The sequence below is a fragment of the Neolewinella lacunae genome, from assembly GCF_014349155.1.
Lineage (GTDB): Bacteria > Bacteroidota > Bacteroidia > Chitinophagales > Saprospiraceae > Neolewinella > Neolewinella lacunae.
In genome coordinates this window covers 356,843-368,092 of record NZ_JACSIT010000100.1, presented here as the reverse complement: position 1 = coordinate 368,092, position 11,250 = coordinate 356,843, and the positions used below count along the sequence as shown (strand labels likewise).

10 protein-coding genes and 1 pseudogene are annotated in these 11,250 nt (G+C 52.1%); 2 read left to right on the top strand and 9 right to left on the bottom strand.

What is annotated here, in order from left to right:
• The 8 genes and pseudogenes from H9S92_RS11200 to H9S92_RS11165 all read right to left on the bottom strand — a co-directional run.
• A pseudogene (locus H9S92_RS11200) lies at positions 1–321 on the bottom strand (transposase); the annotation flags it as partial.
• 248 nt (positions 322–569) lie between these two features.
• Complete coding sequence (locus H9S92_RS11195; RefSeq protein WP_187466798.1) at positions 570–881, bottom strand: YjgN family protein; 312 nt, start codon at positions 879–881, stop codon at positions 570–572.
• Positions 882–1,052: 171 nt separating this feature from the next.
• Complete coding sequence (locus H9S92_RS11190) at positions 1,053–2,852, bottom strand: OmpA family protein (protein WP_187466797.1); 1,800 nt, start codon at positions 2,850–2,852, stop codon at positions 1,053–1,055.
• Positions 2,853–2,898: 46 nt separating this feature from the next.
• The gene (locus H9S92_RS11185; RefSeq protein WP_187466796.1) at positions 2,899–3,543 is read right to left on the bottom strand and encodes a hypothetical protein; all 645 of its coding nucleotides are present in this window, start codon (positions 3,541–3,543) and stop codon (positions 2,899–2,901) included.
• 215 nt (positions 3,544–3,758) lie between these two features.
• Positions 3,759–4,454: a YiiX/YebB-like N1pC/P60 family cysteine hydrolase gene (locus tag H9S92_RS11180; protein WP_187466795.1), complete on the bottom strand. Its 696-nt coding sequence runs from the start codon at positions 4,452–4,454 to the stop codon at positions 3,759–3,761.
• Positions 4,424–4,813: a DUF4878 domain-containing protein gene (locus H9S92_RS11175; RefSeq protein ID WP_187466794.1), complete on the bottom strand. Its 390-nt coding sequence runs from the start codon at positions 4,811–4,813 to the stop codon at positions 4,424–4,426. The genes H9S92_RS11180 and H9S92_RS11175 overlap by 31 nt, the downstream gene beginning before the upstream one ends.
• A gap of 147 nt (positions 4,814–4,960) precedes the next feature.
• The gene (locus tag H9S92_RS11170; RefSeq protein WP_187466793.1) at positions 4,961–6,286 is read right to left on the bottom strand and encodes a sensor histidine kinase; all 1,326 of its coding nucleotides are present in this window, start codon (positions 6,284–6,286) and stop codon (positions 4,961–4,963) included.
• A gap of 6 nt (positions 6,287–6,292) precedes the next feature.
• Complete coding sequence (locus tag H9S92_RS11165) at positions 6,293–7,012, bottom strand: LytR/AlgR family response regulator transcription factor (RefSeq protein ID WP_187466792.1); 720 nt, start codon at positions 7,010–7,012, stop codon at positions 6,293–6,295.
• Between the two features lie 324 nt (positions 7,013–7,336).
• Between H9S92_RS11165 and H9S92_RS11160 the strand changes: the two genes are divergently transcribed.
• Positions 7,337–8,227, top strand: coding sequence for a fasciclin domain-containing protein (locus tag H9S92_RS11160; RefSeq protein ID WP_187466791.1), 891 nt, complete (start codon positions 7,337–7,339; stop codon positions 8,225–8,227).
• A 246-nt stretch (positions 8,228–8,473) separates the two neighbouring features.
• Entirely contained in the window at positions 8,474–8,884 is a 411-nt protein-coding gene (locus H9S92_RS11155) for a fasciclin domain-containing protein (protein WP_187466790.1), read from the top strand.
• 816 nt (positions 8,885–9,700) lie between these two features.
• Here the strand turns inward: H9S92_RS11155 and H9S92_RS11150 are convergent.
• Entirely contained in the window at positions 9,701–11,179 is a 1,479-nt protein-coding gene (locus H9S92_RS11150; RefSeq protein ID WP_187466789.1) for a glutamate synthase subunit beta, read from the bottom strand.
• Positions 11,180–11,250: the final 71 nt, after the last annotated feature.

Below are 11,250 nucleotides of genomic sequence, written 5' to 3'. Positions count from 1 at the left end.
AAAATAACCGACTCCAGCAGTATGCTTGCCACTCTTACTCAGGTATGAGGGGTCGAGAGCAATGATACGGTTGGGGCCTAAAAACGGCTCGCTCAACTCTCTGTTGAAGCCCAGCCAATCCATGCGTTTACCAAAGTGCTTACGGTAAGTGAACTCAGAATATTCGCCTTGACGACCTAGGTTGACAAAGTTCCGTCGGCCAATCATTGAGGGCCACAAAACGAAAAGATGGAGCAAAAAGCGGTAGCGCCATGCGGAAATACCAGGAAGTTTTTGCAAAATTGAGGCGACGAGGATTTCGATCTTCGTTGGGCAAGTCATATCTGTACGGTGTAAGGAACCAACAAGATAGGGCTTGCCCTCTTTATATGCATACTTTGCTAAAGTGTTGCCTCAAACCGTAGCGGACCATTGATATTTACAATTCAACATTTAGAATTTAACATTTGCTGCCGCATGGAATAGGGGTCCGGGCCTCTGGTCCGGACTAAATAGTGTGAGGGGAGAATCGTTTCCGTCCTTCTTATCCTAAATGCCCTTTGATTTGCGTTTTTTTTGAAAAATATTCGCTACAAATTATCCACTTCCAAGCGAGTAAAAAAGTACTTAAACGACCAGTAAGCCCAGTAAGGCAAGGCCAAGCCAAAGGTAATTCCCGTCAAAAGCATCAAACCGATCGACATAAGGAAATACTCGATGAAATGCCCATTAAAGGACATCCGCTTACCCCCAATCTCCATGCGCGTGAAGAAATACTTGAACGACCAGTAGATCCAATAAGGAAATGCCAAGCCGAGGGTAATGATGGATAAGAAGAACAGTGCTAAGGAGGTGATGAAGTATTCTCCGAACCCTCCGGTGAATTTGACGTACGTTTTCATGTTTACAAAATTTATAGTTCAATAATAAGGATTTTGAGATGATGGCCCTGGTGAGGAACAATTCTGCCATTCAACGTTTGCGGGGATTTTCGGTAATGGTTCAGCTCCCTTACTTTTAATCAACCCTTGATTACTTTGGCCAACCCACTCCCTCATGCCCCCACTCATTTGCTAATCTATCGCCCGAATCTCTACCCTACGGTTTAACTTTCGCCCCGCCTCGGTGCTATTACTGGCGATGCTTTCCGTTTGGCCTTTGCCCAGGCTAGTCATCCGCGCTGGTGCGATGGATTTGCTGATGAGGTAATAGCGCACGGCATCCGCTCGCTTTTGGGAAAGGAGCAGGTTATCGACTGCCGCACCGATATCGTCCGTATATCCCGTAATTTCTAAGCGCAGTGCTGGCTTACGTTCCAACAGGGAGGCAAGCTTGTTCAACTGCGGAAACGATTCGGGCAGGATTACGTCGCTACCCAGATTAAAATTGATGTTTTCCAGGATCACTTTTTTGCCCTGTACGCTTCCGTTCGTAGAGGCGGCCCGCTCAAAATCGGTGTAACTCAGGTAATTACCACCGGGCGTGCTGGATACTGGTGGAGTGATCGGGGTAGTACTGGGCCTTGGAGTGGGTGCATAGGGCTGCCCAATGGTAAAGTTGTCCCACGAAAGTTCGAAAGCGCCAAAGTTGATGGTAAGGCGGCGTATCTCGCGTACCGGGGTGTTGGTTGCCTCCGCAATTAAGGTAAAGGGAAGACTGTACGATGCATTTACTGGATAATTGGAGCGGTAACTACCGATAGCGACTGGCTGGGCTTCCCCGCCGAACCGGACCTGCTCTAAGTTCTGCTGAGTTCCCGCGTCGTTAACGATGCGCCCCGAGCTGATGTTGAGCTGGTGGGGAGTGTTACTGTTGTTCATCCACACCCCGGAGACGACCACCCGCCCGTTCTCCAGCTTCGCTTCCCGGATTTCGACCGACTGGTCACCCATATTGTGCCGCCGGGGGTTGCTGGCGTCCTGGGTGTTGGGGATGAGGATGGGGCCGTAGTTGAGGCAGATGTCGGTCACGTCTGTATGGTTGGTAGGGGATCGTCCCCAAAAGAAAACCTGGCCCCGGACCAAGGTTCGACTTTCGTTGCGTATCCCGCCAATGGTGATACTGGCTTTGACGGGAATGCCGTAGGGAATGACGGCCATAACATTTCCTTGGCTGCCTTCTCCGATATATCTACCGTTAGAGTTTTCAGAGTATACTTGAATATCGATCCCAGCATTGTCCACACAATTCCCCATGATACAATGCACACCATTACCCTTCAGCAGATTTCCGGCTTGATCATAGAAAGTAATGTTGAGTCCCGAGGCAAATAACTCCCGATCCGCATTGGTCAAATTCTCAATCTGGTAATCTATTTTCAGCAAGGCCCCCGATTTGGTGATGGCCGTGGGGGTAAAGCGGAATCCGCCGTGGGTCTGGGGGCCGGGTAAGCGCTGGGCACCGGGTGTTCCGCCCCCTCCGGTGACTACTGGATCCGGACCAGGAGTAGGCGGTGTTGCACCTGGTGCTGGCAACGAAAACTGCCTGCTCCCCTGCGGAAAACCATTTGACCGGCTGACTTCCCGAATCCCTTTGGCTTTTTCCTGTAGCTTCATGGAAGGAATTTCTATCCCTATGCTGGTACCCACCCGCACGTAATAATCCTGGCCAGGGCGGACACTGAGTTCCATGCGGTCGCCGTAAACGGTTCCTTCCACCAGCACCCGGAAGAAGTATTGCCCTTCCGTACAGGCACTCGCTACAACGTAGCTGCCGTAGGGCAAGTCGAATAATTTGTCACCGCCAACGTAGGAAACCGCCAGCTTCGCTTCTCCCGTCAGTGCCATTGGCCGGTAGAAATAGATGGTGGCGCATTGCCCACTCAGCTGAAGGGTGGCGGATAATAGGGCTAAGAAAAAGAGGAGTGACTTCATTGGATGGAGAGTAGTTTTTTTTTACGTATTAAAACTTCAAATACGCTTAAGCCAACAATAGGCTGATGCGCGTAGCCAGGTAAAAGGCGATTCCGATCACTGCTGGCGAAACGTACCAGGCAAACGTGGCGTTGGTATTGACGCTCTTTAATGACTGAAAGACGATGCTCACCAGCAGCAAAAACACGTAGCAAAACAATAATAAACCCATTGCTCCACCGCTGCCCGGGTTCATGAGCAAGGAAATAATGTTATCGGGCGTAAGGAGACGCACCACAAAGAGGCCAGGTATGACGATCGCGAGCGGGATGGCTACAAAAACCCCGGTTAGTAGCTCAGTATTAAAGTCACCTTTGCCCAGTAAAGCCTTAATGCCAAAAATGATCCCGGAGATCAGCGCCATAAGCAACAAGGGAATAAGCGCTATTCTAAAGTAAACGGATCCGTCAAGATATTCCCGCATCTCCCCAGCGAACAGAAAAGCCCCAACTGCGTAAAACAGAAATACCGCCAGGTAAACAGCCGCCACGGGCACCGCATTGGAGCGCGTACTGGACTTCCAAAATGGCAAGAGCCCCGTTACGGGATTGGCAAAAAGCGCTTTGAAAACGCGGGGAAGTTCTTTGGTGAAGAAGGTTTGGATCGTCGCCACGGGGGTCTCGATGGCTTCCGTCGTTATTTCGTCTTGCATAGTTGGATATTTTTAAGCGTTGGGTGAGTAGTGCTAGAGCTTGTCTAAAATTTTTAAGAACTGATAATCAATGACTTATGGTTCTGGCTAGACGAAAAATTGCGCGCATAGTGGACTACGTAAGCCATTTTTTGTGACGCCAGGTTCATAGCACGAAGTACTGCGTAGCAAACTGCTTGGTTATCAGGAAGTAAAAATTTTAGACAAGCTCTTACTCAATGGGAAGAATGAAAAGTGTAAATTTCCTTTATTTCCGGGGCGGCGTAAACATCGTCCGGTGCGATGACCCAGTGGCCCCCGAATTTTGTTTGTGCCTGGATTAGTTGCTTGTTCATTACGGTGTTGACGCAATGTGCCACAAATTCGGTACAATAAAAGGCTGCGGTATCTCTAGCGTTGAACTTCAGGTCGAAGGGGGTTTCGCAATCGTAGTGTAGGTAGGCGCGGTGAGCGATAGCGCGTTGGGAAACCTCCGCCGCAGCCACTCGAAAAATAGACCAGTGAACGGAATGGTGAAGGAAAGAATCAATGAGTTCAATCTTAACCCCACCTACGCCCGTAGTCTCATCTGCTTCGGCGTGTACTACGTAATAACCGGCGGGGAGCTGGGTGGAGAAGCTGCTCGTATCCATATCTGAATTGTCTTTAGCGGAGGTAAAGGAAGCACGGTGGTAGATGATACCAGCGTGAGAAAACCGATCATCACGCTGGGAAACTTGCCGAAAAAGATTAGAGAAGTAACCCTTGCCCATACGGCAGATTATGTCTCCGGCCTGCAGATTTTCCAGCGCAAAACCTTGGTGCGGGGTGGTCGGCGGGGGGAAATTTTTGGAAGATGCGTTGCATCCCAAACACATAAAAAGGAGCAAGAGTAGCAGCATTACTTGATGCTCTCCTGGTCGATTTTCCATTTACCGTCAACTTTAACCAGCTCATACGTTGTATCCTTGCCGTTGACGGCATTATGGGTTACCACTACGGCCGTTTCCCCCTCGATGGTTTCGGACGCGATGGTGATGTCTTCGCGCTTTTCCGGGGTGGGTTCGTCGATTTTGCCCATTGCAATGAGCATGGCCTGTGCCATATCAAGCATGCCAGCGGTCCGTTCGGTCCCATACTTCTTTGCGCCGTTAAAATCTTTGTCGTACAGTTCGTCGAGGAAGAGGCTAACCACCTCGGAAGGGGTACCTTTACCCGAAGATCCACAGCCGGAAACTAATGCGCCGAGGAAAGCCACGCTGAGATAAAAAACAAGAACCTTAGGGGTCATAGTGTAAGCGTTTAGTGACAGCAAGGTCGCTCACCCTCCCCTCGTTCGGCCCTCCACTTTACGAACAGCAGGCCAGCGTTTGTGAACAGCAGGAATTCCCACTTGAACCGTAAGAGAACGAATTAGCAGTACAACAGCCACCAAGCACTACCTCCCCAAAACCAAAACCACCCGCGTCCCCGCCGCCTGGCCATCCGCATCGAAAAGGTCATCGATCGTCAGCGTTGTAGTCCTTTTGGTAGCGGATGCAAACGACTTGAGCCGATCTCTCACGATGGTTAATCCCAAAGATGGCTGGCTGTTGGGAAGCGACGGGCCTTTTTCAAGTGCGGCTTTGCCTCGGCCAACCCCGTTGTCTTCAATGGTGATTCTAAGGTCTTCTTTTTGCCAAGCAAAGCCCAAGCGCAAATGCCCATCTGCACGTTTGGGCAGCAGGCCGTGGTAGATGGCGTTTTCCAACAAAGGCTGTAAAAGAAAAGGGGGAAGCAATGTATTATCAGCCAAGCTCGAATCTCCTACCTCCACCTCGAAAGTAAATTGGTGGGCGAAACGTAAGGCTTCCATTTCCAAATACAACTGGAGCAGCCCTACTTCTTGGGTGACCGTCACGAGGTCTTGCTGCCCGTGCTGAAGCACGCCCCGCAACAGCCGAGAAAATTTCAGAAAGTAAAAGGTAGCCGCATCGCCTTCCCGATTCAGTAAAAAGCGGTACATGGCGTTAAGGCTATTCGCCACAAAATGAGTGGTCAACTTGGAGTTGAGCCCGTCCAGCTTTTCTTTTATCAGCGTGTACTCCAGGTTTTGGTTGTTTCTCACTAGGGTTTTGGTTTGATAGGCTAAAGCGAGTGCGAAGAAAAAACATTCGATGGCATAGGTTACAAAGTGCAGCCTAATGCCAGATAACTCATTTTGATTGGCCATGTAATTTGCGGCTACTAAAGAAATAAGATCGGATCCAAACGAACCGAAAACTATTAAGGCTAACAAATAATGATTTTTTTTAGGAATAGTAGCTAGATAAATAAGAAAACTTATACTTAATATAATTATACCAAAAGGCACATAATACTTGTCAAAGCCATATTTGAAGCCCGTCGAAAGGTAAAAGAGGCATAAGAAAGCAAACAACACATAAAACCCCATTAAACCTCGCCATAGGTAATATAAAAAGGGGGTACTTCGATCAATCGCAAATAGTATTCCGTAAAATTTAAAGTACGAACTGTAGGAAAGTAGTGAGATGAACAGGATGCTGATATCTACATCGTATGGAAAATTACTCAGAAATGGCTCCCAAGTGAATGGAGCTAGTAAGCACGCGGTAAGCAGGTGTACGGTGTACCAGGCATAATCCGCCCGGCGGTTAATGAGGGCAAAAAAAAATGCTGACCATATTTGAAAAATAAGTATTCCTGCCGAAAGCCCAATTAGGACCAACCAGGTATTCTCTCCGATTTGAAAGTTGTTCTCCATATCTAATCAGAACAAATCGTTCATGAAGTCATCCCGGCGGTTGCGTGCTACGGGTATTCGTTCACCGTTGTAAAGGCAAAGCTCACCACCCTCTCCGCGCAGGAATTTTTCCACGAAGGCCATATTGACCAAATGGCTGCGGTGTACCCGTTTAAAGCCGCCGTATTTGGTCATCTCTTCGAGCGCAGCTAAGTTTTTCGACAGCAATAAAGTTTTACCATTGTCCTGAATAACCAAAGTATAGCTGCCCTGCGCCTCGAACCGGATCACACTGGCCAGCTTCAAAAAAATAATTCCATCCGCCACAGGAACGGCAATCCGGCTGATCAGCGGAGGCGATGCCGACAGCGGGGTGTCCGGCTGAGCCGAGCCAACTAATCGTTGCCTGGCCTTTTCCACCGCCCGAACCAAATCCACCGGATCGATGGGCTTGAGTAAATAATCAATGGCATCTGCCTTAAAGGCCAGGTGGGCAAACTGTTCGTGGGCCGTGGTGAAAATAAACCCTGTCGGGTAAGTGATCTTGCGCTGGAAGTCAAATCCGGTAGAATCCACCAAATCTACGTCCACAAAAAACAGGTTTGGTCGCAGGCTATGTGCCTTGGTCAAAGCATCTGTAGCGTCCGTACAAAGTCCCACTACTTTAACCTCTGGGCAGTATTTGCTGAGCAAGATCAGCAGGGTTTCCGCACTAGCGCGTTCGTCGTCAAGGATCAGGGCGTCCATTCAAGGTAGTTTATGGCCACAAAATACGCAAGTGGATTTGTTCCAACACCTAAAAAATCATTTTACAGGCATCTTCTTGGCTTTAAACCCCCACAAACGATATCGGTAATTCTCCCCGCTAGCATACTCTCCCTCTTCCATGGTTCGGTTTAAAGTACTCGGGCCAACCCAGCACAATTTATGAGGTGCCCTCTCGCTCGTGCCCCCCCCCCAGCTCCGCACCTCTCGTCCGGCCAACCCGCACGGTTCCGGAAGCCCCCCCAAAAAACCACAACACTTCCCCCACTTCCCTGTTAGGCTTCCGCAAACCAACACGTTTACATCATGAGATCATTTTCTGCTCTACTCTTTTCGCTGCTGCTCGTCGGCTGCGCAACGCCCGTCCCCACCACCGTTACTGAGGTAGTGGTTGGCAGCGAAAACCACAATACCCTCGAAACGGCCGTGGTGGCCGCAAACCTCGTGGAAACCCTCAATGGCGAGGGGCCCTTCACCGTCTTTGCCCCCACCGACGCCGCTTTCGCCGCCCTCCCCGCCGGCACCCTGGATGGCCTGCTGGCCGATCCCACGGGCGATCTGACCAAAATCCTCACCTTCCACGTCGTCCCCACCAAGGCAATGGCGGCCGACCTGAAAGACGGCCAGGTCCTGACCACCGTTTCCGGCGGAGAGCTCTCCGTCAGCATCGTTGACGGCAGCGTCATGATCAACGGCGTGAAAGTGAGCACGGCCGATATCGTTGCCGAAAACGGCGTAGTGCACGTCCTCGACGGCGTGCTCCTTCCCCCCGCGCCGCCCGCCCCCTCCAATACGGTGGTGGACGTGATCGTGAACAGCGAAAACCACGCTACCCTCGAGGCCGCAGTCATCGCCGCTGGCCTGGCCGAAACCCTGGCCGGTGAAGGCCCCTTCACCGTCTTCGCTCCTACCGACGCCGCCTTCGCGGCCCTTCCCGAAGGCACCGTAGAGACCCTGCTGCAAGACCCCACGGGCGACCTCGCCAAAATCCTGCTCTACCACGCAGTGGGCGCCAAGGCGCTTTCCACTGACCTGACGGACGGCCAAACGATTGCCACCGTCAACGGTGCCAACGTCACGGTAAGAATTAATGACCAAGGTGTTTTCATCAACGACGTAAAAGTCAGTGTCGCCGACGTAGAAGCCAGCAATGGCGTCGTCCACGTAATCGACGGTGTTTTACTCCCGAAGCAGTAATAAAAAAAGCATAGTTTTAGTGCCAAAGATTGGCCCTATTGCCGTGCTTTAAATGCGTTCTGCGACAGCTAAAAGTCCCTTAACCGTGTCCGCAGTTAAGGGATTTTTCATTATTCTCAAAAGCCAATGTTTATTATTTTTTAATCCTTGGTTAATTTAATAATTAGCGCATATTTTGGCAACTCTTTTTGGGGCTTGCCGTTCTGCTTTGGATATTAGTAAACTATCAATCAAAGCGCATTTATTATGGAAACTACTACCGTAGTGGATATCATCGTTAATAGCGATGCCCACAACACCCTGCAGGCTGCCGTCATCGCGGCCGGCCTTGCTGAGACCCTTTCTGGCGCGGGCCCCTTCACCGTTTTTGCCCCCACCGACGCAGCTTTTGCGGCCCTTCCCGAAGGCACCGTAGCGACCCTGCTGGAAGACCCCACGGGCGACCTCACCAAAATCCTGCTCTACCACGCAGTGGGTGCCAAGGCGCTCTCTACCGACCTGAGCAACGAACAGGTAATCGCCACCGTAAATGGTGCCAACGTCACCGTCACCATCAATGACGAAGGCGTTTTCATCAACAAGGCCAAGGTAACCGTCGCCGATATCGCCGCCAGCAATGGCGTGGTACACGTCATCGACGCCGTACTGCTCCCCTAAGGGTAAAATCCGCCGCCGCCGCTGGAGGAGCTAATAAGTCCGTTCCGCACCGTGGCAACACCATTAAGCCCCCAGCCGAGTAATTGGCTGGGGGCTTTTTTAATATGGCGCGGCCGCAGGTGCAAAATAAAGTCTTAAAGGAGCAATGCGAGGTCGAGACGTTCTACGTCGAGGTGCGAGGTCGAGACGTTCTACGTCGAGGGGTGCATGAGCATGTTTGCTGCGACGTAAAACGTCTTGACCTCACGTCTTGACCTCATACCAAGAGCTCCACAAAAAACTCCATGCAACTCCATGCTGAACTCCATGAACACTCCATGGGATAAAAAAGCCGGACCAGAGGTCCGGATCCGATCCAGAACTTCATGGGCTAAAATCAAAGTGCTGCGACGTAAAACGTCTTGACCTCACGTCTTGACCTCACGTCTTGACCTCATACCAAGACCTCGACCAAAAACTCCATGCAACTCCATACTGAACTCCATGTCACTCCATGGGCTAAAAAAGCCGGACCAGAGGTCCGGATCCGATCCAGAACTTCATGGGCTAAAAACCAAGCAGCTGCGACGTAAAACGTCTTGACCTCACGTCTTGACCTCACGTCTTGACCTCATACCAAGAGCTCCATGCAACTCCATGCAACTCCATGCTGAACTCCATGAACACTCCATGGGCTAAAAAAGCCGGACCAGAGGTCCGGATCCGATCGAGAACTCCAACACTCCATGGGCTAAAAAAGCCGGACCAGAGGTCCGGATCCGATCCAGAACTCCATGGGCCAAAAACCAAGCAGCTGCGACGTAAAACGTCTTGACCTCAAACCCCCAAAGCCAGCTTCCCCACATCCCTACTCTCCAGGCTGGAAACGCCACCCATTAAGTAGGCATCGACCGAGCGGGCACACTCCCGCCCTTCGGCGATGGCCCACACCACGAGGCTCTGCCCCCGGCGCATATCCCCGGCGGCGAATACTTTCGGGACGCTCGTCTGGTAATTGTGTTCGGGGCTGGCGGCTACGTTGCGGTAATTATCGAGCCCCACGCCCAACTCGGTCAGCAGGCCCTCGTGCTGGGGGTGCATGAAGCCGGCGGCGATGAGGAGGAGTTCGCAGGGGATTTCCCGCTCACTGCCTTCGATTTTTACGAAGGTATTGCGGCCGGTCTGGTCGCGGCCCCAGCGGATGTTGACCACGCGGATGGCGCGGAGGTGGCCATTTTCGTCGCCCAGAAATTCTTCGGTGAGGACGGCAAATTCCCGCTCGCAGCCCTCTTCGTGGCTGGTGGACGTCCGCAAAATCAGCGGCCAGTTCGGCCAGGTGAAGGGATCGCGTTCCATGGGGGGCATTTCCATGATTTCGATCTGCGTCACGGTCTTGGCGCCGTGGCGGTTGCTGGTGCCAACGCAGTCGGCACCCGTATCGCCGCCGCCGATGACGACGACGTTTTTGCCCTTGGCGTGGATTTCGGGGACGTTCGATTGGTCGTCTCCAGCTACCCGCTTGTTGTTCTGTTCGAGGAAGTCCATGGCGAAGTGGATGCCGGCCAGGTCCCTACCTTTAGAGGGGATATCGCGCGGCACGGTGGATCCCCCGGCCAGCACTACGGCGTCGCTTTCTCTTACAAGTTGCTTTGCATCTACGTTCGCGCCCACGTTCGCATTCACCTCAAAGCGAATGCCCTCCGCTTCCATGAGGGCCAGCCGGCGGTCGATGACGTTTTTCTCCAGCTTAAAATCGGGGATGCCGTAGCGCAGCAGGCCGCCGATGCGGGTGTTGCGCTCGTATACCGTCACCGTATGCCCGGCCTTGTTGAGCTGGGCGGCGGCGGCCAATCCGGCGGGCCCCGAACCAATCACGGCCACTTTTTTGCCCGTTCGGCTGCTCGGCGGATTGGGGCGGGCGTAGCCACGGCGGTAGGCCTCTTCGGCGATGCTTTTTTCAATGTGCTCAATGGCCACGGGCGGCTGGTTGATGCCCAGCACGCAGGCCGTTTCGCAGGGGGCCGGACATATCCGCCCCGTAAATTCCGGGAAATTATTCGTCTCGCTCAGGATCTGCCAGGCCAGCTGCCAGTCTTCCTCGTATACCGCGTCGTTAAATTCCGGAATGATATTGCCCAGCGGACAACCGCTGTGGCAAAAAGGTACCCCACAATCCATACAGCGCGCCGCCTGCTGGATGGTTTTTTCTTCGGCCATCGGCACGTAGAGTTCCTGCCAATCGGCGAGGCGTTCTTCGACGGCGCGTTTGCCGGGTAATTCGCGGGTGTGTTTCAGAAATCCTTGTGGATCAGCCATATTTTATTTTTTTAGCCCAGGGAGGGGATTTTTTTGCCCATGGAGTTGCATGGAGTTTTGCATGGAGTTGC

Bases quoted from the DNA above. Each gene is read 5' to 3' on its own strand.
- H9S92_RS11195 (WP_187466798.1), bottom strand. From the start codon at position 881: ATGAAAACGTACGTCAAATTCACCGGAGGGTTCGGAGAATACTTCATC.
- H9S92_RS11190 (WP_187466797.1), bottom strand. From the start codon at position 2,852: ATGAAGTCACTCCTCTTTTTCTTAGCCCTATTATCCGCCACCCTTCAG.
- H9S92_RS11185 (WP_187466796.1), bottom strand. From the start codon at position 3,543: ATGCAAGACGAAATAACGACGGAAGCCATCGAGACCCCCGTGGCGACG.
- H9S92_RS11180 (WP_187466795.1), bottom strand. From the start codon at position 4,454: ATGGAAAATCGACCAGGAGAGCATCAAGTAATGCTGCTACTCTTGCTC.
- H9S92_RS11175 (WP_187466794.1), bottom strand. From the start codon at position 4,813: ATGACCCCTAAGGTTCTTGTTTTTTATCTCAGCGTGGCTTTCCTCGGC.
- H9S92_RS11170 (WP_187466793.1), bottom strand. From the start codon at position 6,286: ATGGAGAACAACTTTCAAATCGGAGAGAATACCTGGTTGGTCCTAATT.
- H9S92_RS11165 (WP_187466792.1), bottom strand. From the start codon at position 7,012: ATGGACGCCCTGATCCTTGACGACGAACGCGCTAGTGCGGAAACCCTG.
- H9S92_RS11160 (WP_187466791.1), top strand. From the start codon at position 7,337: ATGAGATCATTTTCTGCTCTACTCTTTTCGCTGCTGCTCGTCGGCTGC.
- H9S92_RS11155 (WP_187466790.1), top strand. From the start codon at position 8,474: ATGGAAACTACTACCGTAGTGGATATCATCGTTAATAGCGATGCCCAC.
- H9S92_RS11150 (WP_187466789.1), bottom strand. From the start codon at position 11,179: ATGGCTGATCCACAAGGATTTCTGAAACACACCCGCGAATTACCCGGC.